The 25,389-nt window shown below is 70.3% G+C and carries 28 protein-coding genes; 16 read left to right on the top strand and 12 right to left on the bottom strand.

The annotated features are described in order from the left end of the window. Window positions 1–428: 428 nt before the first annotated feature. Together BMW88_RS29690 and BMW88_RS29685 are read left to right on the top strand one after the other, a co-directional pair. Window positions 429–1,112, top strand: a complete 684-nt coding sequence (locus BMW88_RS29690; protein ID WP_089957164.1) for a response regulator transcription factor — start codon at window positions 429–431, stop codon at window positions 1,110–1,112. Then, window positions 1,109–2,542, top strand: a complete 1,434-nt coding sequence (locus BMW88_RS29685) for a HAMP domain-containing sensor histidine kinase (protein WP_089956876.1) — start codon at window positions 1,109–1,111, stop codon at window positions 2,540–2,542. Before BMW88_RS29690 ends, BMW88_RS29685 begins: the two co-directional genes overlap by 4 nt. 87 nt (window positions 2,543–2,629) lie before the next feature. Here BMW88_RS29685 and BMW88_RS29680 read toward each other — a convergent pair whose 3' ends face one another. Next, entirely contained in the window at window positions 2,630–4,777 is a 2,148-nt protein-coding gene (locus BMW88_RS29680) for an MMPL family transporter (protein WP_089956875.1), read from the bottom strand. Window positions 4,778–5,160: 383 nt separating this feature from the next. Further along, window positions 5,161–5,271, bottom strand: coding sequence for an acyl carrier protein (locus BMW88_RS44510; RefSeq protein WP_425434707.1), 111 nt, complete (start codon window positions 5,269–5,271; stop codon window positions 5,161–5,163). Between the two features lie 346 nt (window positions 5,272–5,617). Here BMW88_RS44510 and BMW88_RS29670 point away from each other — a divergent pair, with 346 nt between their 5' ends. Further along, the gene (locus tag BMW88_RS29670; RefSeq protein WP_089956869.1) at window positions 5,618–6,199 is read left to right on the top strand and encodes a DUF3885 domain-containing protein; all 582 of its coding nucleotides are present in this window, start codon (window positions 5,618–5,620) and stop codon (window positions 6,197–6,199) included. A gap of 139 nt (window positions 6,200–6,338) precedes the next feature. Here the strand turns inward: BMW88_RS29670 and BMW88_RS29665 are convergent, their stop codons facing one another. The 3 genes from BMW88_RS29665 to BMW88_RS29655 all read right to left on the bottom strand — a co-directional run bounded on the left by BMW88_RS29665 (window position 6,339) and on the right by BMW88_RS29655 (window position 8,089). After that, window positions 6,339–6,839, bottom strand: coding sequence for a hypothetical protein (locus tag BMW88_RS29665; protein WP_143116306.1), 501 nt, complete (start codon window positions 6,837–6,839; stop codon window positions 6,339–6,341). Next, window positions 6,836–7,543 (bottom strand): hypothetical protein, encoded by a 708-nt coding sequence (locus BMW88_RS29660; RefSeq protein WP_089956864.1) that lies wholly within the window; start codon window positions 7,541–7,543, stop codon window positions 6,836–6,838. Before BMW88_RS29660 ends, BMW88_RS29665 begins: the two co-directional genes overlap by 4 nt. A 201-nt stretch (window positions 7,544–7,744) precedes the next feature. Then, window positions 7,745–8,089 carry a hypothetical protein gene (locus tag BMW88_RS29655; protein ID WP_089956861.1) on the bottom strand — a complete coding sequence of 115 codons (345 nt, stop codon included), beginning with the start codon at window positions 8,087–8,089 and terminating at the stop codon, window positions 7,745–7,747. A 323-nt stretch (window positions 8,090–8,412) separates the two neighbouring features. Here BMW88_RS29655 and BMW88_RS29650 point away from each other — a divergent pair, with 323 nt between their 5' ends. The 6 genes from BMW88_RS29650 (at window position 8,413) to BMW88_RS29625 (ending at window position 13,547) form a co-directional block, all read left to right on the top strand. Next, window positions 8,413–9,435: a GlxA family transcriptional regulator gene (locus BMW88_RS29650; protein WP_089956858.1), complete on the top strand. Its 1,023-nt coding sequence runs from the start codon at window positions 8,413–8,415 to the stop codon at window positions 9,433–9,435. 116 nt (window positions 9,436–9,551) lie between these two features. Continuing rightward, entirely contained in the window at window positions 9,552–9,986 is a 435-nt protein-coding gene (locus BMW88_RS29645) for a hypothetical protein (RefSeq protein ID WP_089956857.1), read from the top strand. A 366-nt stretch (window positions 9,987–10,352) separates the two neighbouring features. Then, complete coding sequence (locus tag BMW88_RS29640) at window positions 10,353–10,868, top strand: hypothetical protein (protein ID WP_089956855.1); 516 nt, start codon at window positions 10,353–10,355, stop codon at window positions 10,866–10,868. Window positions 10,869–10,921: 53 nt separating this feature from the next. Further along, window positions 10,922–11,785: a DUF4097 family beta strand repeat-containing protein gene (locus BMW88_RS29635; RefSeq protein WP_089956852.1), complete on the top strand. Its 864-nt coding sequence runs from the start codon at window positions 10,922–10,924 to the stop codon at window positions 11,783–11,785. A 35-nt stretch (window positions 11,786–11,820) separates the two neighbouring features. Continuing rightward, the gene (locus tag BMW88_RS29630; protein WP_089956849.1) at window positions 11,821–12,774 is read left to right on the top strand and encodes an ATP-binding cassette domain-containing protein; all 954 of its coding nucleotides are present in this window, start codon (window positions 11,821–11,823) and stop codon (window positions 12,772–12,774) included. Beyond that, a complete protein-coding gene (locus BMW88_RS29625) occupies window positions 12,771–13,547 on the top strand; it encodes an ABC transporter permease (protein ID WP_177221447.1) in 777 nt (258 codons plus the stop codon). The genes BMW88_RS29630 and BMW88_RS29625 overlap by 4 nt, the downstream gene beginning before the upstream one ends. Window positions 13,548–13,660: 113 nt before the next feature. Here BMW88_RS29625 and BMW88_RS29620 read toward each other — a convergent pair whose 3' ends face one another. Beyond that, the gene (locus BMW88_RS29620; RefSeq protein ID WP_143116305.1) at window positions 13,661–13,903 is read right to left on the bottom strand and encodes a hypothetical protein; all 243 of its coding nucleotides are present in this window, start codon (window positions 13,901–13,903) and stop codon (window positions 13,661–13,663) included. A 369-nt stretch (window positions 13,904–14,272) separates the two neighbouring features. Between BMW88_RS29620 and BMW88_RS44095 the strand changes: the two genes are divergently transcribed. The 3 genes from BMW88_RS44095 to BMW88_RS29610 are packed head-to-tail and all read left to right on the top strand — an operon-like array spanning window position 14,273 to window position 16,498. Beyond that, window positions 14,273–14,398, top strand: coding sequence for a hypothetical protein (locus BMW88_RS44095; RefSeq protein WP_281249462.1), 126 nt, complete (start codon window positions 14,273–14,275; stop codon window positions 14,396–14,398). Window positions 14,399–14,421: 23 nt separating this feature from the next. Then, window positions 14,422–15,909, top strand: a complete 1,488-nt coding sequence (locus BMW88_RS29615; RefSeq protein WP_245778152.1) for an MFS transporter — start codon at window positions 14,422–14,424, stop codon at window positions 15,907–15,909. After that, on the top strand, window positions 15,896–16,498 hold the full coding sequence (locus BMW88_RS29610) for a class I SAM-dependent methyltransferase (protein ID WP_089956843.1): 603 nt from the start codon (window positions 15,896–15,898) through the stop codon (window positions 16,496–16,498). Before BMW88_RS29615 ends, BMW88_RS29610 begins: the two co-directional genes overlap by 14 nt. 9 nt (window positions 16,499–16,507) lie before the next feature. Here BMW88_RS29610 and BMW88_RS29605 read toward each other — a convergent pair whose 3' ends face one another. Further along, window positions 16,508–17,152 carry a DedA family protein gene (locus BMW88_RS29605; RefSeq protein ID WP_089956841.1) on the bottom strand — a complete coding sequence of 215 codons (645 nt, stop codon included), beginning with the start codon at window positions 17,150–17,152 and terminating at the stop codon, window positions 16,508–16,510. Window positions 17,153–17,387: 235 nt separating this feature from the next. Between BMW88_RS29605 and BMW88_RS29600 the strand changes: the two genes are divergently transcribed. Beyond that, window positions 17,388–18,050, top strand: coding sequence for a Type 1 glutamine amidotransferase-like domain-containing protein (locus BMW88_RS29600; RefSeq protein ID WP_089956838.1), 663 nt, complete (start codon window positions 17,388–17,390; stop codon window positions 18,048–18,050). A 171-nt stretch (window positions 18,051–18,221) separates the two neighbouring features. On the opposite strand, the gene BMW88_RS29595 is transcribed toward BMW88_RS29600, so the two are convergent. Further along, complete coding sequence (locus BMW88_RS29595; protein ID WP_089956835.1) at window positions 18,222–18,680, bottom strand: nuclear transport factor 2 family protein; 459 nt, start codon at window positions 18,678–18,680, stop codon at window positions 18,222–18,224. Then, on the bottom strand, window positions 18,677–19,690 hold the full coding sequence (locus tag BMW88_RS29590) for an NADP-dependent oxidoreductase (RefSeq protein WP_245778151.1): 1,014 nt from the start codon (window positions 19,688–19,690) through the stop codon (window positions 18,677–18,679). The genes BMW88_RS29595 and BMW88_RS29590 overlap by 4 nt, the downstream gene beginning before the upstream one ends. Window positions 19,691–19,799: 109 nt before the next feature. Between BMW88_RS29590 and BMW88_RS29585 the strand changes: the two genes are divergently transcribed. After that, window positions 19,800–20,363 carry a TetR/AcrR family transcriptional regulator gene (locus BMW88_RS29585; protein WP_089956833.1) on the top strand — a complete coding sequence of 188 codons (564 nt, stop codon included), beginning with the start codon at window positions 19,800–19,802 and terminating at the stop codon, window positions 20,361–20,363. Between the two features lie 38 nt (window positions 20,364–20,401). Here the strand turns inward: BMW88_RS29585 and BMW88_RS29580 are convergent, their stop codons facing one another. After that, window positions 20,402–21,166: an SDR family NAD(P)-dependent oxidoreductase gene (locus BMW88_RS29580; RefSeq protein WP_089957155.1), complete on the bottom strand. Its 765-nt coding sequence runs from the start codon at window positions 21,164–21,166 to the stop codon at window positions 20,402–20,404. Window positions 21,167–21,313: 147 nt separating this feature from the next. Between BMW88_RS29580 and BMW88_RS42230 the strand changes: the two genes are divergently transcribed. Continuing rightward, entirely contained in the window at window positions 21,314–21,463 is a 150-nt protein-coding gene (locus tag BMW88_RS42230) for a hypothetical protein (RefSeq protein ID WP_177221445.1), read from the top strand. A gap of 81 nt (window positions 21,464–21,544) precedes the next feature. Here BMW88_RS42230 and BMW88_RS29575 read toward each other — a convergent pair whose 3' ends face one another. Beyond that, the gene (locus tag BMW88_RS29575) at window positions 21,545–23,131 is read right to left on the bottom strand and encodes a glycoside hydrolase family 64 protein (RefSeq protein ID WP_089956830.1); all 1,587 of its coding nucleotides are present in this window, start codon (window positions 23,129–23,131) and stop codon (window positions 21,545–21,547) included. Window positions 23,132–23,397: 266 nt separating this feature from the next. Beyond that, window positions 23,398–24,708, bottom strand: coding sequence for a tetratricopeptide repeat protein (locus BMW88_RS29570; protein WP_143116304.1), 1,311 nt, complete (start codon window positions 24,706–24,708; stop codon window positions 23,398–23,400). Window positions 24,709–24,934: 226 nt separating this feature from the next. On the opposite strand from BMW88_RS29570, the gene BMW88_RS29565 reads away from it, so the two are divergent. Beyond that, window positions 24,935–25,378, top strand: coding sequence for a hypothetical protein (locus BMW88_RS29565; protein ID WP_143116303.1), 444 nt, complete (start codon window positions 24,935–24,937; stop codon window positions 25,376–25,378). Window positions 25,379–25,389 lie beyond the last annotated feature (11 nt).

Genomic DNA, 25,389 nt, shown 5'->3' with positions numbered 1-25,389 from the left:
GTGCGCGAGCGACGTCAGCCACGCGCTCGCCCCCCGCTCACCGCCATGGTGAACGCAGCCGAGGTTCTTTGCCGTCGTCGCGCCGTGTCCCCGGTACGGCTGGACGAGCGACCGACCTGCTCACGTCCGAGGACGATTCGCACGCATGGTGGTGGCCTGCTGGACATCTCCTGCTTGGATCAACAGTTTTCCTGGTGTCGATGGCGTGTGCCGCCGTCGTGGCCGTTGTGGTGTCCTGGCTGCTCGGCCGTGGCGAGCGATCGGGCGGCTGACGGCACGCTGGCCGTAGCGGCACCAACCTCCCCCTTGCACCCCGGCATCCGTCAGGCACGGCCTGCGGGCACCACGGCGGCGACGCTTTAATCCTGGCCTCAGGTTGATCGAGGACGATGAGCGGCAAAAGCATCGACTGGAGGGGGCGGGCCGGCGTGCGGATCATGATCGCGGATGACGAGGCGGCCATCCGCGAGTCGTTGGAGCGGGTGCTCCAGGTCGAGGGTTACGACACCAGCACCGTCGCCAACGGTCTCGCCGTGCTCGACGGGATCGATGGCGACGAACCGGATCTGCTGATCCTCGACGTGATGATGCCCCGCCTCGGCGGGGTGGAGACCTGCCGGCGGTTGCGGGCGGCGGGCCGGGATCTGCCGGTGCTGATGCTGACCGCCAGGGACCAGGTCTCCGACCGGGTCGCGGGGCTGGACGCGGGTGCCGACGACTACCTGCCCAAGCCGTTCGCCACCGAGGAGTTGCTGGCCAGGGTCCGGGCGTTGCTGCGCCGCCGCGCGCCGGGCGACGACGAGTCGCAGATCCTGACGTTCGCCGACCTCCGGGTCGATCCCGACAGGTTCGAGGCGTGGCGGGGCGGGCGGCCGCTGCACCTGACCCGGACCGAGTTCTTCCTGCTGGAGGTCCTCGTGCGCAACGCGACCAGGGTGTTGACCCGAGGCGCGCTGTTCGAGGCGATCTGGGGCTTCGACATGAGCGTCACCTCCAACAACCTCCAGGTGTACGTGAGCTACCTGCGCCGCAAGATGGAGGCCGGGGGTGAGCCGCGACTGATCTACACGCGGCGCGGCTTGGGGTACACGTTGCGGGAGACTCCTCCGTGAGCGGGTCCGCTACTCCGCGTCGGCTGCGCCGGTGGTGGCATCGGCGGTCCCTGCGGACCAGGCTGACGGTGATCGCGGCGACGGCCATCGCGGCCAGCGTGTTCATGGCCTTCCAGGTGGCCAGCGAGCTGCTGGACTGGGAGCTGCGGGCTACCGCGGAGGACCAGTTGCGCGCCGACTCCCGCGTCCTGGCGGCGAACGCGGAGCGCGCCGGTCTGGCGCAGGTCCAGCTACCGCCGTATCCCGGCTCCGGTCGCCTGGTGCGGGTCGTCCTGCCCGACGGCTCGACCCGGACGCCGGTCGGCCAACCCGCGCTGCCCCCGGTCAGCGAGGCCGCCGGGCGCGTGGCGCGGGGCGCGTCCGCCGACCTGATGGAGTCGGGCGACAGCGACGACGACGGCTACTTCGTCTACACGCTGCGGGCAGGCGGCGGGGCGGTCCAGGTGGCCCGCGTCGCCGACGACAGCTCGATCAACCGGTTCGGGCTGGGCATGCTGCTGATCGGGCTGCTCTGCGTGGTGTGCGGCGGCCTCGTCGGGCGGGCCGTGGCGCGGACCGGGCTGGCACCGATCGACCGGCTGACCGCCGCCGCGGTGCGTGTCGCGCGCACCCGGGATCTCGACGCCGACATCCCGGACGAGGGCGGTGGGGAGATCCGGCAGCTCATCCAGTCGATCAACGACATGCTTGCCGCGCTCCGGGACTCCCGCCAGGCCCAGCGGCTGCTCGCCGAGGACGCCGCCCACGAGCTCAAGACCCCGCTCACCAGCCTGCGCCTCAACATCGAGCTGCTGATCCGGCTCGATCGGCGCGGCACCCTGGACAGCGCACTGCCCTCCGAGAGCCGGACCCGGCTGCTCAACGACCTCGGCGCCCAGGTGGCCGAGTTGAGCACCCTCGCCGCCGAGCTGACCGACCTGGCGCGCGGTGACATCAGCGACGAGAGCGCCGAACTGCTCGACCTCGCCGACGTGGTGGTGGCCGCCGCGACCCAGGCGTGCTCCCGCATGCCCGACGTCGAGGTCGCGCTCGACGTGACCTCCGTGTGGGTGAGCGGGCGGCCCGCTGCGCTCCGGCGGGCGGTGCTCAACCTCGTCGACAACGCCGGCAAGTGGTCCCCCGCAGACCAGCCGGTCCGGGTCCGGCTCCGCACCGAGGGCGCGTCGGCGGTGCTCGAGGTCGACGACGCCGGGCCGGGCATCGACGCCGCCGACGTGCCGCGGGTGTTCGACCGGTTCTACCGCGCCGACAGCGCCAGGGCGTTGCCGGGATCCGGGCTGGGGCTGTCGATCGTGCAGCGGGTCGTCGACGCCCACGGCGGCCAGGTCACCGTGGGCCGCTCCTCACGCGGTGGCGCGTTGCTCCGGGTCGACCTCCCGGCCGCCTCGATCGCGCGGCTCACCGCCGGGGACGACGCCGCGGTGCGCTGACCCGTCCCGGCCGCACGGCGCAGGACGGGGCACGGCGGGAGCCTGGAAAAGATCCGGGACGGGCCTGGAGCCCGTCCCGGATCTCGCTCACCGTTGCGGCGCGGGCTCCTCGTCGTCGGCGAGCGGCCGGTGACCGTCCGGCGGCTCCACCGGCCGGGACAGCCGGCTCGGCCACCACATCCGCCGGCCGATCAGCAGGGTGAGGGCGGGCACCAGGACCGACCGCACCAGCAGGGCGTCGAGCAGCACGCCGAAGGCGACCAGGAACCCGACCTCGATCAGCATCACCAGCGGGAGCGTGACGAGGACGGCGAACGTGGCCGCCAGCACCAGGCCTGCCGAGGTGATGACGCCACCGGTGGCGGAGAGGGCTTTGAGCATGCCCTGCCGGGTGCCCAGGCGCACGGTCTCCTCCCGGGCCCGGCTGGCCAGGAAGATGTTGTAGTCGACACCGAGCGCCACCAGGAACAGGAACGCCAGCAGCGGCACCGAGTAGTCGACGCCCTGGAACCCGAGGACCGTGTCGAAGACGAACACGCTGCCGCCGTAGGCCGCCGCGAACGAGACGACCACGGTGGCCATCAGGACCAGCGGGGCCACGACCGCCCGGAGCAGCAGCGCGAGGACGATCAGGACGACGGCGAGCACCAACGGGATCACCAGCTTCTCGTCACGGCTGGCGGTCACCTCGGTGTCGAGGTTCTCCGCGCTCGGCCCGCCGACGATCGCCTCCGCCCCGCTCACCGCGTGCACGGCGGTGCGCACCCGCTTGATCGTGTCGTACTCCGCGGCGGTGTCCGGCGCGTCCTTCGGGAACACGGAGATGTCGGCCCAGCCACCGCTGGTCTCGCCCGGCATGGCCATTGCCACGCCGGGAGTGCCTTCAACGACGTCGAGCACCCGCTCTTGGTGCTCCGGTCGCGTGAAGACCGTCATCGGCTGGCCGCCGAGCTCCGGGAAGTGCTGGCGGAGAACGGTGAAGCCGGTGACCGACTCCGGCGCGGACACGAACTGGTCCTGCTCCCGCAGGGCGCCGGTGTTGCCCGTGAGGCCGATGGCGAGCACGCCCAGGACTCCGAGCGAGCCGAGCGCCGCCACCCACCGGCGGCGGCTGATGGTGGCGCCGAGCCTGTCCCACAGCCCCGGCTTCTCCTCCGCGGTCGTGCTGAACCGCGGGATGGCCGGCCAGAAGATCCGCCTGCCGAGAACCACCAGGATCGCCGGGAACAGCGTCAGCATCGCCACCAGCGCGCACAGGATGCCGGCCGCGCCGATCGGGCCCAATCCCCTGGTGCTGTTCAGGTCCGCGACGAGCAGGCAGAGCAGGCCCGCGATCACGGTGGCCGCGGACGCGACGATGGCCGGCGCCGCGCCGCGCAGCGCGTGGACCATCGCGACCCGGACGTTCTCGTGGTGGTGCAGTGCTTCCCGGTACCGGGCGATGAGCAACAGCGCGTAGTCCGTGCCGACGCCGAACACCAGGATCGTCAGCAGCGCCGAGTTCTGGTCGTTGACCACGATGCCGAAGCCCTTGACGAGCAGGTAGACGGTCGCCATCGAGGTCAGTGCGGCCGCGCCCACGGCCACGAGCGGGATGAGCCACAACACCGGGCTGCGGTAGGTGATGATGAGCAGGAGCGTGACGACGACGATGGTGGTGAGGAGGACCTGCAGGTCGATGCCGTCGAAGACGGCGTCCATGTCGCCGTCGACCGCGGCCGGGCCGGTCACGTCGAGTTCCAGGCCGGCGGGGCGGTCCTTCGCGGCGTCGCGCAACGGACCGACGATGGCCTCCGGTTCGCCGTAGGTCTTGCCCACGTCGAGGGTGAACATCATCGCCTTGCCGTCGGTGGAGGGGTTCGTCGGTGGACCCTCGTCGTCCTCGCCGACCGGGGTCACCGCCTTCGGCGGGTACCGCTTGGCAAGGGTGTCGTAGTGGCGCTCGACCGTCGCGCGGTCGGCGTCGGTCATGCCGCCGGCGCGGTGGTACACGAAGACGAACGTGTTGTCGTCCCCGCCGGGGAGACTGTCCTCCAGCACCGCGACCTTGGTGGACTCGGCGCTGGCCGGCAGGGTGTCCGCGGCGCTGTCGGTGGTGACCGAACTCAGCTTTCCGCTCAACGGCCCCATGACCACGGTCAGCACCAACCACAGGCCGATCACCAACCACGGCACCCACCGGCCTGCCAACCGACCGGCCGGCGCTTCCCCGGACGGCGCTGCGTTGCCTGCCATTCACTGGCCTCCTACATGCGTGTTGCATCGCTTGTATGACGCCGACTTCCTATCGAGCGAATCTGAGATGAGCGTTAAAACGCTCCGCAGCGCGAGTAGTACCGTCGTACCGCCTCCCTCCTGAAGATGACGACCGCGGTACGACGGAACGAGACGGATTCGAGCCTGGCGTTCAGACGATGGCGAAACTCGTCAGTCCACTGTGGAGGCTGGGGCCGCTGGCGGCGGCGCTCGCCGTCGTCACCTGCGGGTCGGACGCAGACAAGGGTGCGGCCTGTCGATGGTTTCCATCGACAGGCCGTTCGTCGTTGAGTGGAGCAGGTGGGAGCACGGCATGCAGTGCGCCAAGACGCGGTCCGGCGAGTCTGCTCCACACTCGTTGATCAAGCCGCCGGCGTCGGATGGGTCGAGAGGACGCCCGCGGGCAGCGCGATCCCGGTGCTGTGCTGCAGCTTCCCGCGAATGGCGATACCCATGACCGAGTCCAGGCCGATGTCCGAGAACGGTCGTTAGGGTTCGATCCGGTGCTCCGGCACACCGGTCTCGGCCGCCACGGGAATGGGGCGCACCGACCGTGATCGGCCGCGCGCTGCTCACCGTGGCCGTCGCGACCGGCGGTACCGCCGCCGCTCAGTGGCTGACCGAAGCCGACCGCGTGCTGCGCCGGTCGCCCGCGCGGATGCTGCGCGCACAGGTGCTCCTGCAACTCGCCATCACGCGGTGGGAGAGCGGACGGCGACGACAGTGGAAAACGGACTGCACGCAGACGGCCCCGGTACGTAGGCTCAGCGAGCCTCGTCGACTGAATCCGGCAGGTCCACGATCCATTGGGGAAACAACGTGTTCGACGACCTGTCGGTGCTGTGGCAACAACAGTGGCCCGAGTGCCCTCCGCTGGCCGACGACCTGAAGCACGTCTACCGCGACCGGTGGGTGCGCTTCCACAGCCTGCCCGAATCCAAGCGCTACCCCGGTGACAGCTCCGAGTACGACATCGTGCTCCACCGCTACAACACGGTCCTGGACGAACTGTTCCGCGGACAGGAAGTCCGGATCGTCACAGCCACTTGGTCGGACGGCCCTGAGCCTCCGGCGCTGCCGGAGCAGCATTCACGCTGGCATCCCGGTGCGTGTCACTGGACGTCCGTGCGCACCGACGAGGACGAGACGGATCCGGACTTCATCACCTACACCCACCTGCACGCAAGCCGCGTGCCCTGGCGACGTGGTCTGGTGGACGACCTGCTCCGCGCCGTGGCCGACTACCTCACCGCCGGAGTGATGATCACCAGCCTGACCTTCGACCGGATCCACCACCCCTACGACGGAGGCGCCGACGTCCTCCTGCCCACGGCTGCCGACCGCGACGCCGCGAAAAGCCGTCATGCCGACTGGCTCTCACCCTATCCCGGCGGCTTCTGAACGTCCGAAGTCCGCGTCTGCCCGGATGTCCGCGGACAGCCCACCGGCCTTGATCGGCCGAACTCCTCCCGCCGGACCGGGAGGTGCCGGGACCGGCCAGTGATCTGTCCGGTCCCGGCATCCCTGCCCCCGAACGGGCTCAGCTCGTGCGCACGCGGACGCCCAGCGCCTCGTCGTAGAGGTCGGCGACGCTGAACGCGTTGCGGGTCACGCCGTCGACGCTGCATCCACCCTTGTGCGACCCGAAGGCCGTGAAGTTGAACGACCACCCGCCGCCGCTGTCGCCGCCGATGGTGGTGCGCTTGGCGTTCATGGCCACCAGACGGTCGTTGAACACGCCGCTGTTGGTGCAGGAGATCGACGTGCGGAACACGGTGTCGCTGCAGTCACGCGAGTTGGAGGAACGCCCGTAGACGCAGACCGACTCGCCGACGGTGATCGAGGCACGCGGTTCCACCGCCTCGACGTCCCGCACCTCCGACGCGGTGGCGTAGAAGTCGTCGGGCTCGACCTGCGTGGAGGTCTTCCACTCGACGTCACCCCACTCGCCGCGGTGCTCCGCCTGGTGGGTCAGGGTGTGGGTGCCCACGCCGGGCTCGACGATCTGGTTGACGCCGTCGCAGTGGCCGGCCGTGGTCACGCCGGTGGTCCCGGAGCTGATGTCTGCACGGCCCAGCCGCTGGTGCACGCGAAGGCGCCGTCGTCCTGCACCGCCATCCCGCCGAACGCGGCCTCGTCGGACGCGACGTCCGCGTCGGTCATCGTCAGCCGGACGTCCCGCACCTCTTCAGCGGACAGCCGGGAGAGGACCTGCTCGGCCCTCGCAGGCAGGTTCGGCCTCCTGGTCACCACGGCTTCGACCGTCGAGGTCGTCTCGTCGAAGGACGTGACGACGTCCTGGAAGCCGAGGCCGGCCAGCCGGTGGTTGAGCCGGACCGACCGCTCCTCCAGCTCCAGCCACGAGTGCGGCCGGTTGTCGACGACCTCGGCACCGACGCCCGCGGCGCGGACCCGCGTCAGCAGGTCGTCGCCGGCCTTGCCCTTGACGTAGAGGGTCGGAGCGCCGCCCGGCTTGTCGGACAGCTTCGCCCCCGCGTAGGCGTCCGGGTACTTGGCCGCCACCTCCTGCTGCACCTTGCCGAACGCCTCGGCCACCGCGTGGTGCGCGGCGGCCTCCTCGACCGTCCAGCCTCTGCCTCTGGCGACCAGTGCCAGGTCGGTGGTCAACGCCTCCGGCCCCGCTGCGCCGTGGACGACCGCCGTGCCGCCGCCCGCGGACGGCGAACCGGCAGCCGCCGGTGCGGCGATGACAGTGCCGGCGAGCGCGCACGACGCGATTACCAATGGAATCCTCGAATACTTCAAGACGACTCCCAATAGTCGACCGAGAAAGGAACATCCCCGGCGAGGAACTTTGGCAGAGCACATCGCCGACAGGTACCGCCTTACGGTTCACGCGAAGACCCCGAAAAATCAGCCGAACGGGATGTATCTCCGGCGCCCGCACCACACCGCCAGGAAACAATTAGTTCGATGGGACGAGTATCAACGAGCCTCGAGCAGACTCACGTCGTGAACGATGAAGACGTCGCGAGCACAGCTCGGATCCGGTTCCGCGACCCAGCGGAGATCTCGCTCGACCGGCTCGTCACCCACGAGGTCCTCACCGCTGACGCTCACCGCGTCCCCCGCCCTGATCGTCAACCCGTCGCCGTTGGCCGTGGTGAAGAGGATCGTTCCCGCTGACCACTCGACCTGGGCCGACCGCCAGGCGAGCAGCTTGCGCGCGCCGGTCTCGGCCGGTTCCAGCTCCACGCACCGCTCGGTGACGTGCAGTCGTCCGGTGCCGCCCAGGCTCGTCGACTCACCCCGCCCCGGGTCGTCGAGCACGGCGAGCGGACCGCCCTGCCGCGCCGTGTCTGTTTTGCTCGCACACGAATCAAGCGCCAACACAGCGGCAATGACGACGCAGGAGAACGGGATCAAGCTTCTACGAACGTCCATGCCAATCCTTTCTTCGGTGAGCACGCCAGGGCTCCACGAGAAAAGGACGGAGATCACCCGAGATCAGGTTGCACCAATGACGGCGGAAGCAATGATCCGCGATCATCCGGTCGGCTGCCTGACGTCACTTGAGGCTCGTGGCGTCTCGCGGCGGTGTCAACTACCCGAAAACGCCGCTCCCGGCTGCGCGGTCTTGGTTCCCTGTCAGGGTGGAAGACGACCGAGCGCGGCGGGTTGTGATCATCGCCTACGACGGCGCCCAGATCATCGACGTGGCCTGCCCCAGCGGAGCACTGGAGTACGCCAACCTGCTCGGCGCGGCACCGCCCTACGCCATCGAGCTGGCCACGACCTCCGGGCGCGGGTCGCGCACCTCGTCGGGGATCGTGCTCGCCGGCGGCCGGAGGCTGGCCGCGGTGACCGGGCAGATCGACACGTTGGTCGTCGTGGGTGGGACCGGCACCAAAGAGGCGATGTTCGACGAGCGGCTGCTCGTCCAGGTGCGGCGGCTGGCCGGCCGCAGCCGCCGGGTGGCGTCGGTGTGCACCGGCACGTTCGTGCTGGCGGCCGCCGGTCTGCTGGACGGCAGACGGGTCACCACCCACTGGAACCACGGGGACGTCCTCGCCGGGGCCTTCCCCTCGGTCGCCGTGGACCTCGCTCCGCTCTACGTCCAGGACGGCAACATCTACACCTCGGCCGGGGTGTCCAGCGCGCTGGACCTCACCCTGGCGTTGGTCGAGGACGACCACGGTCCCACGCTGGCGCGCAACGTCGCCCGCGAGCTGGTGACCTACCTGCACCGTCCCGCCAACCAGGCGCAGATCAGCACGTTCCTGTCCGCGCCGCCGCCCGCCGACCGGCTGGTGCGCGACCTGCTCGGCCACATCGCCGCACATCTCACCGAGGACTTGGGCTCCGCCGCGCTGGCGGCACGGGCCGGAGTCAGCAAACGCCACCTCACCAGGCTGTTCTCCACCCACCTCGGCACCACCCCGGCCCGTGCCGTGCGTGCCGTCCGGACCGAGGCCGCGGCACACCTGGCGCGCAGCAGCGAACTGTCGCTCCCGGTGATCGCACGCCGGTGCGGGCTGCGGTCAGCCGAGACCCTGCGGCAGGCGTTCCTGGACCACTACGGGGTCACGGGGGACACGATTCGCAGGATGCCGGACATGCCGCGACCGCTGGAGAAGCAACAGGGTCACTCTTCGGAGGACATGACAGCCGGATGAACCGCGATCGGCCAGGGAACCGATCCGTGCCCGGCAGCCAATCCGGTCCAAGACCGACCAACGAGGGGTCCTTCATGCGAATGTCTTCGCGGTCGTTACTCGCTTTTCTCGCAGCGATGTCCCTGATCGGCGCCCCCCACGCACCGGCATCGGCCGCCGCGGCGCCTCCGACCGGCGAGCTGGTTGCTCAGGTGGTGTGCGGCGGTTGCAACGGGTTCCGCTACCAGAACCCCGGCGAAAAGGCCGTGTACCTGGTGATCGACGGTGTGCGGCACCACGTCCCCGACGAGCTGACCTACTTCAACCTGTGGGCGAACTGGGCCGGACTGCAGTCCGGCGGCGCTGTCATCGACATCGGAGCGCCCTTGGTCTCCGGGTCGTACCTCGCCCGGGAGAACGAAACGGGCAGGATCTACCTGGTGGGCCGCACCAAGCGCTGGATCCGCAACGGCCAGATCCTCGACCAGTACGCGTTCGACAGGTCCAGGATCCGCAACGTGAACCGGGCGAGCCTGCCGGCAGAGGGTCCGGTGATCCCCGGCCGATCCTGACGGTTCGGTTCTGCGGAAGAACTCCGGCGTCTGCGCCGGTACGACTGCCAAGCGGCCTGTCGATGGACTCCATCGGCAGGCCGTTCGCGTTGCCGGGCCCCACTGTCCAAAAAGGATCATCCGGTTGCACGACCTCCACAATGACACGGCGCCCATCTCCGGGAACGCCGCCCTGTTCGGTTGGCCACCGCATCGACCGGCTATATGTTTGCTCTCGAACGACATGTCGTACGCCCGGCACCACGACCACACAGCACGCTTGACAGACCAGCCCTCTAACCCCAGCACCCGCCATGCGCGTCATGTAGCGCCACTCCGGCCCCCACGGGAGTTGTTATGACGCCAGATTGGCGCTAGATTGGCGTCATGGACCTCTCGTCATATGTGGAGAGCCTCCGCCGAGCATTGGCGGTGGCTGCCCAAACAGAAGGGGCCGACGCCACGTCGCCCACCGGGCAGTTCGCCGCGACCCTGGAGTCGGCGATCCGATTCACCCTGCTGGACGCCCTGTCCACCGCGGCGGAGGAGATCACCGAAGACCTGCGGCCCGGCTCCGTCGATGTGCGGTTGCGGGCGGGCAACCCGGACTTCGTGGTGACGCCACCTCGCTCCGAAAAGCCTGGAGGTGACGCCACTTCGACGCCAGAGGAGGAGCCACTGACGTCGGCAGTCCTGTCCGACGAAGGTCCCACGGCACGAATCAGCCTGCGCATGCCGGAGAGCCTCAAGACGAGGGTCGACGAGTCGGCTGGCCGTGAGGGGCTCTCCGCCAACGCGTGGCTCGTCCGGGTCGTCGCCAACGCCGTCGAACTGGAAGAACGCCGCCGCCGCAGGGCAGGCGGCCTGCGCATCAACGAAGGCCACACCGGCTGGGCCCAGTAGTCCGGACCGAAACGCTCGTTCGCCACCCGGCACCGCACAAAGGGGGAAGTCGCATGCCGACCTTCAACACCGCAGAACCGATCGCCGTCAAACTCGACCTCGTTGCCGCAGACGTGCGGATCACCGCGGGCAACCGGGCGGACACCGTCGTCGAGGTGACACCCACGTCGGAGAACGAGGTCGACATCAGGGCCGCGGAGCAGACCCAGGTCGAGTACTCCGACGGCAAGCTCCTGATCAAGTCGCCGAAGCGGCGGCGCAAGCTGTTCGGGCGCGGCAGCCCGGCGGACGACCAGCGCTACGGCGCCATCAAGGTCGCCATCGAGCTGCCGGAGGGCTCCTCCGTGCGCGGCACCGCCGCGCTCGGCCACCTGCGCGCCACCGGAGCTCTGGGGGACCTGCGGTTCAAGACCGCCGCGGGCGACGTCGACCTGGACGAGGTCAACGCGCTGGAGGTGGAGTCCGCGGTCGGCATGGTCGACGTTCGCCACGTGGCGGGCAACGCCGACGTGACCACCGCCCAGGGCGACATCCGCATCCCGCGCATCCTCGGCACCGCGGTCGTCAAGAACCTGAACGGTTCCACCGCGCTCGGCGTGGTCACCGGAACCCTGAAGGTCAAGGGCGTCAACGGTGACATCGTGGTGCGCGAGGCCGCCGCGGACGTGGAGATCAAGACCTCCAACGGTGACGTCCGCATCGACGAGGTCGTGCGCGGATCGGTGGTCGTGGAGACCGCACGCGGTTCGCTCAACGTCGGCGTCCGCGACGGCAGCTCGGTGTGGCTCGCCCTCAACGCCTTGGTGGGCGGCGTGCGCAACGACCTCGACGACGCCGAAGGCCCTTCCGGCGCCGGCGAGTCCGTGAAGGTCAGCGCTCAGACGATGTTCGGCAACATCCACATCCGGCGCGCCTGAGCGCCGCGATTCCGACTTCCTGGAAGGAGTGCGGCGTGTCCACTCATCCGTTCGCCATCGAGACGACCGGCTTGCGCAAGTCCTACGGCGACAAGGTAGTGCTCGACGGCGTGGACCTGCGGGTCCCGGCCGGAACGATCTTCTCCCTGCTCGGCCCGAACGGCGCGGGCAAGACGACCGCGGTCAACATCCTCACGACTTTGCTCCGCGCGGATGGCGGTGAGGTGCGCGTCGCGGGTCACGACGTGGCACGCGAGCCCGACGCGGTGCGCAAGGCCATCAGCGTCACCGGCCAGTTCGCGGCGGTGGACAACCTGCTGACCGGCTGGGAGAACCTGCTGCTCGTCGCGGACCTGCACCGCCTGGGCAAGCGGGAGGGCCGTGCGCTCGCGACCCGGCTGCTGGAGCAGTTCGACCTGGTCGACGCCGCGAAGGTCAAGGCACTCGCCTACTCGGGCGGCATGAGGCGCCGGCTGGACCTCGCGATGACGCTCGTCGGAGGACCGAGCCTGATCTTCCTGGACGAACCGACGACGGGGCTCGACCCGCGCAGCCGCCACTCCATGTGGCAGATCATCCGCGACCTCGTCGCCGGCGGTACGACGATCTTCCTGACCACCCAGTACCTCGAGGAAGCCGACGAGCTCGCCGACCGGATCGCTGTGCTGGACGGCGGGAAGCTCGTGGCCGAGGGTACGGCCGACGAGCTCAAGCAGCGCGTGCCCGGCAGCTACATCCGGCTGCGCTTCGCCGACGGGCAGGCGCTACGGGCGGGCGCGGCCGCGCTCGCCGTGCCGCTGCCGGAGACCGAGGAGCTGACGCTCAAGGTGCCCAACGACGGTGGTGTCCGCGCCCTGCGGACCGTGCTCGACCGCCTCGACGACGCGTCGGTCGAGGCGGAGGAACTGACTGTGCACACGCCGGACCTCGACGACGTGTTCCTCGCACTGACCGACCGCAAGACCGTCCCGCAAGGAGCTACCCGATGAGCGCGCTGGCACTGTCCACGAGCAACTCGGCCACCATGCTGCGGCGCAGCCTGCTGCACGGTGTCCGTTACCCGCTGATGCTGGTGTCGGGGCTGCTGACGCCGGTGATCCTGCTGCTGCTGTTCGTCTACATCCTCGGCGGTGCGCTCGGGGCGACGATGCCCGACGGCCGGATGGGGTACCTGAACTACATCGCGCCGTCGATGGTTCTGCTGACGGTCTGCTACGGCGGCGGCGCGACGGCCGTGACCGTCAGCGTCGACATGACCGAGGGCATCATCAACCGGTTCCGCACCATGCCCATCTCCCGTGCCTCGCTGCTGATCGGGCACGTGATCGGCGGGGTGCTGCGGACCATGGTCTCGGTGCTGCTGGTGCTCGCCGTGGCGCTGCTGATGGGTTTCCGCCCGTCGGCGACGCCGGTCGAGTGGGTGGCGACGCTCGGTGTGCTGACCATGCTCGCGTTCGCACTGACGTGGCTGACCGTCGCGCTCGGCGCTTCGGCCAAGAGCCCGGCCGGCGCGAACACGGCGATCCTCCCGATCCAGTTGCTGCCGCTGGTGAGCAGCGCGTTCGTCCCGACGGACTCGATGCCGGGGGTGATCAGGTGGATCGCGGAGTACCAGCCGTTCACACCGGTGATCGACACCGTGCGCGGGCTGCTGATCGGTTCGCCGATCGGGAACAGCGCACTGATCGCGGCGATCTGGTGCGTGGGCATCACCGTCGTGAGCTTCTTCTGGGCACGAGCCGGCTTCAACCGCGACGCGTGATCCACCTTCAGCTTATTGCGGGGAATCTCCTCGAAAGCACGAGCAACGATCAGATCTGCCGTCACGTCCTGGTTGACGGCCCCCGGCTGTCCCGACGGGGTAGTTCTCCTGCTTCACGCGAACAACTGGACCACCCGCTGCGGCACGCCGGCCGCGGGCACCTCGTCCTCGAAGTACCCCGTCTCGTCCACGAACGCGAACGTCTCCAGGTCGCCGGAGATGGCCTCGTGGGACACCTCCCCGAGGTCGAACGACAGGTGCCAGAAGTCGCCGTGGTCCGCGGTGATCACCAGCTCCCGCAACCGCGGGTCGAGCCGGGAGATCTCCTCCCGCCACGACCGCACCAGATCCGTCATCTCCACCACTTCCACCACTTCCCTTGGTCGAGGCCGCCCGCGGAACTCCGCCGGAAGCATTAGACCCGCTCGGCCAAGCGGACGCCGAACTGGTGTGCGAACGCGGCTCGCCGCGGTCGCCTCAACCGCTCTGACCTGCGCGTCGGGCTGGCGCGGGGCCGCGGTCGTCGATCAGCCCGCCGGAAGCCGGCCGGTCGGAATGGCACGATGGTCCTCCAGGAGAACGAGGAGGTTGCCATCCGCCCGGTATCGACATCGGTCTGGCGAGAGCCGCACCACCCCGTTCCGCCGGGTCGAGGAGACCGGCTGACACCCGCCACGCCACCGCGCGGGTCGGCGACGCCGGCTTTCGGCTGTCGGAGGACCGGCGTGCCGGGGCTGCGCCTCTACGACCACAGGATGATCCACGAACGCCCGAAGTATGAGGTGCCGCGGACCGCGATCGGCCACAGTGGAGCCGTGTACCGCCATCTGCGCAAGGTCGACCGGTTGTGACGACTCCTCCTCACGGAGTGCTGGTGAGCAGGCGCTGGCTCGTGCTGGCGATCTTGTGCGCCAGCCTGCTGCTGGTGTCGGTCGACGCGACCGTGCTGCACATGGCCTTGCCCGCGCTGGCGGAGGACCTGCGGCCCACGTCCACCGAGCAGCTGTGGATCATCGCCGTCTACTCGCTGGTCGCGGCGCCCCTGCTGCTCGCCTTCGGCACGTTGGGCGATCGTTACGGCCGGCGTCGCGTTCTGGTCCTCGGGTACGTCGTGTTCGGGCTGGCTTCGCTCGCCTGCGCGTGGGCACCCGGCGTCGGGGTGCTGATCGCCGCGCGGGCCGTGCTCGGCGTCGGTGGCGCGATGATCATGCCGGCCACGCTGTCGCTGTTGCGCCAGGCGTTTCCCGACCGCGCGGAACGCCAGTTGGCCATCGGCATCTGGAGCGGGGTGGCCGGCTCGGGGGCTGTGCTCGGGCCGCTGCTCGGCGGCTTCCTGGTGCAGACGTTCTCGTGGCACGCCGCGTTCCTGATCAACGTGCCGGTGATGGTCGTGGCGGTTCCGCTGACGTACTGGTTGATCCCGGAGTCCGCGGACCCGCCGGAAGGGCCGTGGGACGTGCTCAGCGCGGTGCTGGCCGCGCTGGGGGTCATCGGGGTGGCGTTCGCGATCAAGCAGACCCCGCACGGCGGCACGATGCTCGTGCTCGGCCCGGTTGCCGGGTTGTTCGGGTGCCTGTTCCTCGTGGCGTTCGTCCGGCGCCAACGGAAGCTCCGCGTCCCGCTGCTCGACGTGACGTTGTTCCGCGACCGCGCGTTCAGCGTCGCGGTCGGCAGCGTCCTGCTGGTGCTGACCTCGTTGGTGGGCCTGGGTCTGCTGTTCGCCCAGTACCTCCAGCTCGTGCTCGCGCTGCAACCCATGCCCGCCGCGCTGCGGCTGATGTTCGTCATGGTCTCGGCGGTCATCGGCAGCGTCGTCGCCGGGCCGTTGTTGCAGCGGTTCGGGAACCGCCGGATGACGGTCGCCGGTTTCGTCGTCGCCGCGGCGGCACTGGCGGCCGCCGCCGCGGGCCTGACGGTGACCGAGAACCTGTGGCTGCTCGGTTCGGTGCTGGCCGCGACCGGCTTCGCCGTCTCGATCTCGCTCACCGCCGCCTCCGACGCTCTGCTCGCCGCCACACCGGCGCAGCAGGCGGGCGCGGCGGCGGCTGTCGAGGAGACCGCCTACGAGCTCGGGGCCGGGCTCGGTGTCACGGTTCTGGGCAGCATCGCCACCCTGGTCTACGCGGCCGGTCTTCCCGGCTCCGCAGCGCCGGCGCGGGACGGCCTCACCGAGGCGGCCGCCGCTGCCGCCGGACTACCGTCCGAAGCAGGCTCCCGGCTGCTCGAACTGGCCCGTGCCGCGTTCGTGACCGGCCTGCGGGCCGCACTGGTGGTCGGTGCCGTCCTGTTCGTCCTCGCCGCGATCGCCGCGGCGCGTGCGCTGCCCAAAAAGAAGGAATCACACGACGATGACCGACCTTGACCTCAAGACCGGCACGGCACACCCCGGTGTCAGCGGCGGGTGGCGCACGCCCGACCGCCTGTACCGGCTGATCAGCAGCCCGGTCCTGCGCATGGTCCTCGGGTGGGACCTGCCCCGCCGCGACCTGCGGGTGATCAGCCGCCGCCCCGGGAGCGTCTGCCTGGAGGTCGGCAGCGGCGGCGGTTTCTACACCACGGCCCTCAAAACCCACCTGGGCGCGGAGAACACGCTGATCGCCCTCGATCCGTCACCGTCGGCCATGCGAGCGCTGCGGCACCAGCTCGACGCCGTGCCGGGTGCGCGGATGTCCTGTGTGGCCGGTGACGGCTGCAAGCTCCCGCTGGCCGACGACCGGGCCGACACCCTGTTCTACGGCTACAGCCTGGAAGAGATGCCCGATCCCCTGGCGGCCATCCGCGAGGCGCACCGGGTGCTCCGGCCGGGAGGAGAGCTGGTGCTGTTCCTGTGGCGCCCGGTGTTCACCCGGCGTCGCCGCCGGCCGGTCGTCGCCCTGCTGGACGAGCTCTTCGAACGCCGCCGCACCTCGGCCGGTCCGCAGAACATCCGCCTGGTCTACCGGAAGCGGTGACGCGCGGGGTCAGGCAACTTCTTCGAGTTCCGCGGCTTCGGCCACCGCGGCCTGCTTGCGGCGGCGCAGCACGACGACCACGCCGATCACCACCGCGACGCCGAGCAGGACCCACATCGCCCCGTTGAAGGCGGACTCGACGTACTTCGCCGAGGCGCCCGCGGCGGAGCCGATGCCGATGTGCAGCGCCGACCAGCACACCGCGCCCGCGATCGAGGCGGGCAGGAACCGGTGGTACTCGAGCTTCGACGCACCCGCCGACGCCGGGACCAGGGTCCGCACGACGGGCATGAACCGGGCGACGAACACCGCCCACGCGCCCCGGCGTCGCAACAGCTCAGCCGCCTTGTCCCAGTGCTGCCGGCCCACCTTGCGCACGAGCCTGCTGTCGCGCAGGCGGTCGCCGAAACGGCGGCCGAGGAAGTAGCCGATGCTGTCGCCTGCGATCGCGCACACCGAGACCACGAGCCACATGGCCAGGAACCTGGGCACGCTCGTCACCGTCGTCGAGGCCAGCAGCAGGGCGCTCTCCCCCGGCGCGAGGAAACCCACGCCGAGCGTGCACTCCGCCAGCGTCAACGCGCCCGTCACGGCCAGCACGGCGGGCTGCGGCAGACCGGCCAGCCCTTCGAGGGCATCGGTCAAGAAGGACATGAGCTCTCCCCAGGAGGAACATCCGGATGTGCGGGAATTCCACCGGAACCGCCACTGCGCGCACATCGGCCCGTGGTCTGATCCGGCCCCAGACCTTCGGGGTAGGGGTGAACCCCGACGTTTCCGGCCAGGCTGACGGGCGGTGGCTCGCGCGCCGTTGCGCGAACGGCGATGAATCCCCGGTCGTCCCCCGGTCTTCAGACCCGTCCACCTTCCGCGCGTTCCGGAGGCAACCGTGCAGCTCTTGCTCACCTCAGGCGGCGTCACGAACCCGAGCATCCACTCGGCGCTCGTGCAGCTCCTCGGCAAGCCGATCGCCGAGTGCCACGCCCTCTGCGTCCCGACGGCCCAGTGGGGTCACCCGATGTGCGGGCCGGCCTCGGTCAGGGGGTTCGTGGCCGCCGAGCCCGCGGGACGGCACCTCTCCGGCCTGGGCTGGGCGTCGCTCGGTGTCCTCGAGCTCACCGCGCTGCCCACCATCGGCGCGCGGCGGTGGGTTCCCTGGGTCCGGGAGGCGGACGTGCTCTTGGTCGACGGCGGCGACGCGACGTACCTGTGCCACTGGTTGCGGGAGTCCGGGCTGGCCGGCCTGCTGCCGTCGCTGGGCGACACGGTCTGGGTGGGGGTGAGTGCCGGCAGCATGGTGATGACGCCCCGCGTCGGGACGTACTTCGTCGAGTGGCCCGCGGCTCCGGACGACCGCACCCTCGGCGTCGTCGACTTCTCGATCTTCCCGCACCTGGACGCCTTCCCCACGAACACCCTGGCCGACGCCCAGCGGTGGGCCGCGGAGATCGGCGGCCCGGCCTACGCCATCGACGAACAGACCGCGATCAAGGTGGTTGGCGGCTGCGTCGAGGTGGTCTCCGAAGGGCGGTGGACGAAGTTCGGGTCGTAGCCGCCCGGCGTTCCCGGGTGCACGTGCCGGAGAGCCGCGGCCCGGAGGTGGCGTCCCTGTCCAGCCCCTGTCCAGCCCGGTCAGCACGCCGGGGCCGGCCACACCCGAGCAGCAACGCCTGGGTGAGCGCCTGGACATGACTCCGGAGGACCGAGACGCGCTGACGGCGCCCTACCTGCGGTGCCTCACGGACCACGGTGTGGACAGGAGGGCCGACCCCGCCGGTGTCCCAGAAGCGTCGTCGGCGGCGAGGACCAGCTCCGCGATCCGCCACTCCCCTCCGGTGCGGGCGAGCCGGAAGGTGAGGACGCCGGTGGTGAGCACGGCCGCGTCCGACGTCAGCAGCAGGTAGGCGGTCGCCGACGCGGTCTCGCCGTCCGCGCCGTGGACGACGACGTTGGTCGGGTGGTGTCGCCGCTGCCCGGTTTCCGCGGCCCACGCGGTCCGCACGAACTCCAGGACCGCCTCGCGGCCGGCGACGGGGCCGAGGACGGGCCGGCCGGGGAGGTGGAACGTCCAGGTCGCGTCCGCGGTCAGGACGGCTTCCAGTGCCGCCGGGTCGTGCCGGTCGAGCGCGAAGGCGTAGCGGGCCAGGGTGTCGTGGACGGCGAGCCGCTCCGCCGGGCTCATGCGACGGTGAGCACGATCTTGCCCCGCAGGTGTCCCCGCGCGGCTCGCTCGTGCGCGGCTCGGGCGTCCTTCAGCGGGAAGGCGCTGTCGATCGCGACCCGGAGGGTGCCGTTCTCGAGCAGGCGGCCGATCTCGGCGAGCTGCGCGCCGCTCGACCGGACCTGCGTGGCCGTGACCGTGATGCCCAGCCTCGCGTTCTCCTCGTCGTCGAACTCGCCGAAGTAGACCGGGTAGAGGGAGCCGCCGCGCTTGATCGTCGTGAGGAAGCGCCTGCTGTGCGGTCCGCCGACGCAGTCGAGGACGAGGTCGACGTCGCGGACGACCTCCTCGGGGCGGTCCTTCGTGTAGTCGATCACCTCGTCCGCGCCGAGCCGGCGCAGGAACTCCTCGTGGGCACCGGAGGCGACGGCGACGACCCGCGCGCCCCGCCACTTGGCGAGTTGCAGCGCGAGGTGCCCGACGCCGCCGGCGGCGCCGTTGACCAGGACCGTGCTCCCGGCGCCGAGCGCCATCGGCCGGTGCGGGGCTCGCTGGAACGGCGAGGGGAAGTCGTGGCCGAGCTCGATCAGGAACTGCCACGCCGTCAGGCCCGACATGGCCGCGGCCGCGGCGTGCTCGTGGCTGACACCGGCCGGCTTGTGCGCGAAGTCGGTCGCCGCCGCGGCGACGTACTCGGCGTAGGCGCCGCCCTGCAGCGAGATCGGGAAGTTCAGCAGGCCGAACACCTCGTCGCCGACGGCGAAGCCCTCGACACCGGCACCGGTCGCCGCGACGACGCCCGAGACGTCGGTCCCCGGGACCAGGGGCAGCTCGACCGGCGGCTTCAGCTCGTCCGGCACACCGGGCATCCCCTCACGCGCGTACCAGTCGGGAGGGTTGACGCCGACCGCGTGCACCCGGACCAGCAGCTGTCCCGGCCCCGGCACGGGCGTGGGCGCCGTCTCGTAGCGCAGCACCTCGGGGCCGCCGTAGTCGTGCAGGCGGATCGCGTTCATGGTCTCCGGCAGCACAGCTCTCTCCTCGTCTCACTGGGTAAACTTCAACCGAGTCACGGACCCGTTTTTCCGAGTCACTGACCCGAATATACGGGTCAGTGACTCGGATAGGCAAGGAGCGCAGATGAGGGCGGACGCCAAGGCCAACCACGACCGCCTGCTCGCCGTCGCCGGCGCGGTCATCACCGAGCACGGCAGCGAGGCGTCGATGCGCGACATCGCGCGCCGCGCCGGGGTCGGGCTCGCCACCGTGCAGCGGCACTTCCCGACGCGCGAGGCGCTGCTCGAAGCCCTGCTCCGCACCAGCTTCGACGAGCTGACCGAGCGGGCGGCCCAGGTCGAGGCCTCGAACCCGCCCGACGAGGCGCTGGTGCTGTGGCTGCGCGACTTCATCGCGGTGTGCACGAACTACCGCGGCGTCGTGACGGCGATGGTGCAGGCGATCGAAGACCCGGAATCGGCGCTCCACAGCTCCTGCGTGGCGATGCGCGGGTCCGGTGCGCGGCTGCTCTCCCGCGCCCAGGAGGCCGGCGTGGCGCGCACCGACTTCGACGGCGCCGACCTGTTCGCCCTGGTGTCCTCGCTCGTCTGGCTCAGCGACCAGCCGGGGCTCGAGTCGCGCGCCGAGCGCCTCTTCGAGATCGTGATGAGCGCCATCGTGACGAAGGCGCGCCCCGGCCGGGAGTGAGTCCGGCAGCCGGTCATCGGCGTGGACGGGCGACCGCGTCAGGTGCGCAGGTAGGACGCCCCGTTCAGGTCCAGGACCGTTCCGGACGACCAGGCCGCCTCCGGCGAGGCGAGGTGCACGATGGCGGCGGCGATCTCCTCCGGAGTGCCGACCCGGCCGAACGGGCTCTGGTCGCGCACGGCGTCGCCCTCCTCACCGGCGAGCTTCCCGGCCTGCCGTTCGGTGGCGATGAACCCCGGCGCGACCGAGGTGACCGAGATCCCGTGCGGCGCCAGCGCGACCGCGGCCGACTGCCCGAAAGCGTGCAGTGCCGCCTTGCTCGCCCCGTACGCGGGGTAGTCCGGTTCCCCGCGGAACGCACCTCGCGAGCCGACGTTGACGATGCTGCCCGGTGCGCCGCGGTCGATCAGGTGCTGCGCCACCGCCCAGGTGACGTTCACCGCGCCCATCAGGTTCACCGCGAACATGGACCGCCACGCGTCAGTCCACTCGTCCCACGCGGTGTCGCCGAGGCGGTGCCGGTTCCGGTCGGTCGGCGCGACCCCGGCGTTGTTCACCAGCACGTCCACCGCGCCGAGGGCCCGCACCGCCTCGGCGACCAGGTCACGGGCGGCGTCGGGATCGGCGAGGTCGCCCCCGATCACCGCGTGCCCGTCTCCGGCGAGCCGGGCCACCGTGTCCTCGGCGTCCTCACGGCGGTTGCCGTAGTGCACGGCGACCCGGTGGCCCCGCTCGGCGAAAGCCACGGCGGTCGCGCGGCCGACGCCCCGCGACGCCCCGGTGATGATCACTCCACTCGGCATCTCGTCCTCCCTGTGCCGCACAGTAGCGCCGGGCTCCCGGCGCGGCGGCGGAGGCTCCGCGGAGCGCGGAAGTACCCGGTTGAACCCGGACGGCGGTGGGTATTACGCGGACCACCACAGCTGTTCCGGAAGCGATCGGAAGCACCCATGACCTTGCACGCGGCGAACGACCTGTTCAGCCACCCCGAGACGCACCAGCCGCACGTGCCGCCCGCTCCGTCCCATGTGGACCAGCCGAGCTGGGCGAACCTGTTCCAGGAGCCGCCGATCACGCCGCGAGCACCTTCCGAGAACTGACGAAGCGAGCACGTCCGTCTTCGAGGAACACGGAAAACGCCGGGGCGCGGAGGCGCCCCGGCGTCAGCCGCACGTCGGGTGTCAGCCGCGGTGCCACTTCTGGTTGGCGCCGCCGACGCAGTCCCACATGTGCAGCACCGCGTCGTTGTTCGGGTTCCACTCGGCGATGTCCACGCACTTGTTCGCCTGCGGGTTCACCAGGTCACCCGCCCCGGACAGCACGAACTGCTGAGCCGCGTTCCCCGAACAGGTCGCGAGCTGCACGGCCGCGCCGTTCGCGGTCGAGCCCCACGCCACGTCCACGCACTTGTTGTTCTCCGTGCGGATGGTGCCGCCCACGAACTCGAACTTCTGGTTCGTGCCGCCCGTGCAGTCCCACACGATCAGGCGCTGGCCGTCGGCGAAGTTCCAGTTCGGCACGTCGATGCACTTGCCGTGCCAGTCGCTGACGATGCTGCCGGCCGCGGGCGGAGGCGCCGAGCCGCCGAACGGGGTGAGGATGATCCCCGCCGAACGCGGGTCGCCGTCGTGCACCAGCGACTCCTGCGCCTGCACGTCGTCGAACGCGAACCCGTAAGCCTTGCCGTCCACCATGTTCTGGTGCACGAGCCGCGAGTAGTGGTTGGTGATCGCGCCCTGGTAGAAGTCCGCGGGACCGCCGCCGGGCTGGACGTCGATGCGGCCCAGCGTGGAGCGGTGCAGGGCGGCGCACAGGGTGCGCGCGATCGGGCCGACCACCTGGTCGTTGGGTGCGTGCAGCGCGCCGTCGCAACCCCAGACGTTCGCCGTGGACGGCTTCGCGAATGACGCCACCTGCTGTCCGGCGGAGTTCGTGAAGTTCATCGTGGTGCCCGAGGTGCGGCCGAAGTACTTCACGTCCGGCCGGTCGCCGAACGGCTGCACGGTGAGCGTCTTGGTCGTGTAGGCGTTCCACGCCTGGGTGATGTAGGAGTCCAGGTAGTGGGGGTCGAACTTGCCGACGTCGGCGGCCTTGCCCGGCGCGAGCACGCGCAGCACGGTGCCGTCCGGGCGGGACATGATCGACCCGCCCCAGCCCGCCTGGTTGCGGATGCCGTTGATGACCGCGTCCCGCCCGCCGGACTTGAGCTCACCGGTCTTCTTCGTGGCACCGCTCGCGCCCGTCACGGTCACGGCGTGCGGTACGGCGAACATGTCCACCTGGGAGCTGTTGAGCCACAGGCCGGCGTCGTTGTAGGTGAACTCGCTCCAGTCGAACAGGATGCCGCTGTTCGGGTCGCCGGACGCCCACGGCGCCGGCTGCACCAGTCCGTCGGGCGTCAGGAAGAACTTGAGCTTCTCGCCGAACGACATGTAGACGCGGCCGGAGATGAACCGGGGCACCCGCAACGTGGTGGTGCCGCCGAGACCGGGACCGGCGATCGACACGTCCGGCGCGGGCGTCGGCGGGTTGCCGCCCGGCGACCACGGCGTGAACGCGCCCGCCTGGTTGACGTACCCGAGGCGCCCGTTGCGGATGTCGGTGCCCAGGACGTACAGGTGCACGGCCTCGGACCGGCCGCTGTTGTTGGTGACGTTGAGGGGCAGCAGGTCGGGGCCGATCGCCTGTACCGGTGTGATCGCGACGGCCGCCGAAGCGGTCGCCGCCAGGACGGCGAGCGCACTCAACCACTTTGTTCGCGTACGCATGTGACTCCTTGTGCAGGGGTGCTCCGTCAGCAGAACCCCGACCGGTTCAGGGCGGTCGGGGCCCTCCGCTCCGAGAACTGGTCCAGACCGGTTATGAGAGCGCTTCCATGGTTGTGCGCAGATGCGAGCTCTGTCAATACCGAGTGGGCACGGTGTGGACGAACCAGTGGTCGCTGCCGGAGCCGGCAGCGGCTGGTCCCGCCGAGGCAGGACCAGCCGCCGGGGCGGCCCGAGCACGTCGGTCAGGAGGAACAGCGGTGCCGGTGTCAGCCTGCGGGGCCGCGCGCGGTGAACAGGGTCATGGTGGTGAAGTCCAGGGTGACGTTGCCGGGTTTGTGGAAGCTGTGGAAGAACGCGGCCGGCACGTCGAACCCGTTGGGAGCGAGCGGAGAGTTCGGGTTCGTGTAGCAGTAGACCCCGTTGGCGGTGGCGTCGCCGAGGCGGAGCTCCTCGGGATAGCACGGGTAGGTGACGACCGGGTGGCTGCCGGAGAAGGTCTCGACCGGGCGGTCGTGGTCGAGCCGGATCCGCAACCTCCTGGCCGCTTCCCCGTTCACGACTCCGGCGACCTCGCTGTGCCCGCCGAACAGCACGCCCACCACCGCCGTGCCCGAGCCGATGGCGCCGGCGATGCTGCCCTGGCTGTGCAGCCCGTGCTCACGGGCCAGCCACATCGGCAGGGGCCGGGCGCCCACCCGTGCCGCGGCGGCGCGCACCTCGGCGACCGCGTCGGGAGTGTTGCGGCGCAGGACCAGCGACCGGCCGGCGTAGTCGAAAGTGGACAGCAGGTGGTAGAAGACCCACATGCCGATCATGCCGTCGTGTTCGGTCTCCACCTCTTCGCCCGACTCCCACTCGGACCAGCTCACGGGGATGTTGCGCAGCTCCATGCCCCCCAGCGCGAGGGAGTCCAGCACCCCGAAGTACTGCCATACCCGCCCGTTGAGGAACTCGATGTTCTGCTTGGCCACGGGAGCCAGCCCGGCTTCCGCGGCCACCGACTTGGACAGGCTCAGCCACGGTGCGCCGGTGTAGAACGTGAAGCGCTTCGGCGGTCCGTTGTTGACCGAGACCTCCACCAGCGGCATCGGGTCCATCTGCCGCCACGGCAGGCGCGCGGTGTCGCCGTGGATCCGGTACGGCTCACCGCTGACGGCCTCGAACCAGGTGGCGCGGGTCTCGTCGCCGATCGCCCGCCAGTGGGGCACGGAGAGGGCCAGCTCGTCCTGCCTCAGGTAGCAGTCACCCAGGAACCTGTGGGCGTCCCTGTCGTCCGGCGCGAGCCGGAGCGCCATCTTGAGGTACTTCTCGGCGTCGGGGAACTTGTTGCCCAGCAACGCGACCTGGCCGCGCCGGCGCGCGGCGTGCAGGTTCGCGGGGTCCGCTCTGAGGATCTCCTCGTAGGCGCGGCCGGCCTGCTCGAACCTCCCGGCCTTGAACAGTGCGTCGGCGTCACCGCCGGCACCGGCCTGCGCCGCGGCCGGCTCGCGCAGCAGCGGCGCGGCCGCGGCGGTACCGGCCAGCACGGCCGCGGCCCGCAGCGCCGAACGCCGGTTCATCTTTCCGTCATCAGCCAAGGTGTTGCTCCCTTTTCCGTGGGCCCACAGGGAAAGGAGCCCGTGCGCTTCACCGTGGCCGGACGATTTCCGCGTGCCTCGACCGGCCTGTCACGGTTGCGCTACAGCCGTCGGGCAACTCGTTGCGACGGAGCGACGACTGACTCCGGTTTCACAATCGAAACCAGTTGTCAACGCATCGGCGACTACCACCCAGAGTATTAATGCGTACCCATCAAAAGAATTGATGTCACTCACCCGGCGGTATCCGCCCGAAGAGCACCGTGTTCTTGTTGGACAACTCCTCATCTCCGCCAAAAACACCAGCAAGGAGATTCAAATGTCGAAAAGAGCACTCTTCGGGCGAATGACGGCCGTGGGGGTGATGGTGGTTTCCTCCGCTGTCGGCATCGGTGCGTCACCGGCTCAAGCAGCGGTTGTCTGCCCTCAGTACGGTCGCGACGGAAACGGCGGAACGCTTCAGACCATCGGTTCCGAGCCCTATCGCAACGGTCCCGGCCAGAACTGCGACGTCTACAGCAACCGCTCCGGCACCGCCGACATCTTCTGCAAGAAGTTCAACGAGCTCGGCAACCTCTGGTACTACGCGCGGGACCGGTCCTCCGGCACGCTCGGCTGGATCTGGAGCGGCAACGTCGCCAGCACGAGTGGCACCCGCCCGAATTGCTGACGTAACCCGAA

The sequence above is a fragment of the Lentzea xinjiangensis genome (genome assembly GCF_900110955.1).
GTDB lineage: Bacteria > Actinomycetota > Actinomycetes > Mycobacteriales > Pseudonocardiaceae > Lentzea > Lentzea xinjiangensis.
Note: the sequence above shows the minus strand (reverse complement) of the source record. Positions and strands in the feature narration are given on the sequence as shown.

What these genes read in the sequence shown, in the direction of transcription:
- BMW88_RS29565 (WP_143116303.1), top strand. Translation starts at nt 24,935, where the DNA reads ATGTCACTCACCCGGCGGTATCCGCCCGAAGAGCACCGTGTTCTTGTT.
- BMW88_RS29625 (WP_177221447.1), top strand. Translation starts at nt 12,771, where the DNA reads ATGAGCGCGCTGGCACTGTCCACGAGCAACTCGGCCACCATGCTGCGG.
- BMW88_RS29640 (WP_089956855.1), top strand. Translation starts at nt 10,353, where the DNA reads ATGGACCTCTCGTCATATGTGGAGAGCCTCCGCCGAGCATTGGCGGTG.
- BMW88_RS29610 (WP_089956843.1), top strand. Translation starts at nt 15,896, where the DNA reads ATGACCGACCTTGACCTCAAGACCGGCACGGCACACCCCGGTGTCAGC.
- BMW88_RS29595 (WP_089956835.1), bottom strand. Translation starts at nt 18,680, where the DNA reads ATGAGCCCGGCGGAGCGGCTCGCCGTCCACGACACCCTGGCCCGCTAC.
- BMW88_RS29635 (WP_089956852.1), top strand. Translation starts at nt 10,922, where the DNA reads ATGCCGACCTTCAACACCGCAGAACCGATCGCCGTCAAACTCGACCTC.
- BMW88_RS29580 (WP_089957155.1), bottom strand. Translation starts at nt 21,166, where the DNA reads ATGCCGAGTGGAGTGATCATCACCGGGGCGTCGCGGGGCGTCGGCCGC.
- BMW88_RS42230 (WP_177221445.1), top strand. Translation starts at nt 21,314, where the DNA reads ATGACCTTGCACGCGGCGAACGACCTGTTCAGCCACCCCGAGACGCAC.
- BMW88_RS29680 (WP_089956875.1), bottom strand. Translation starts at nt 4,777, where the DNA reads ATGGCAGGCAACGCAGCGCCGTCCGGGGAAGCGCCGGCCGGTCGGTTG.
- BMW88_RS29585 (WP_089956833.1), top strand. Translation starts at nt 19,800, where the DNA reads ATGAGGGCGGACGCCAAGGCCAACCACGACCGCCTGCTCGCCGTCGCC.
- BMW88_RS29645 (WP_089956857.1), top strand. Translation starts at nt 9,552, where the DNA reads ATGTCCCTGATCGGCGCCCCCCACGCACCGGCATCGGCCGCCGCGGCG.
- BMW88_RS29605 (WP_089956841.1), bottom strand. Translation starts at nt 17,152, where the DNA reads ATGTCCTTCTTGACCGATGCCCTCGAAGGGCTGGCCGGTCTGCCGCAG.
- BMW88_RS29620 (WP_143116305.1), bottom strand. Translation starts at nt 13,903, where the DNA reads ATGACGGATCTGGTGCGGTCGTGGCGGGAGGAGATCTCCCGGCTCGAC.
- BMW88_RS29575 (WP_089956830.1), bottom strand. Translation starts at nt 23,131, where the DNA reads ATGCGTACGCGAACAAAGTGGTTGAGTGCGCTCGCCGTCCTGGCGGCG.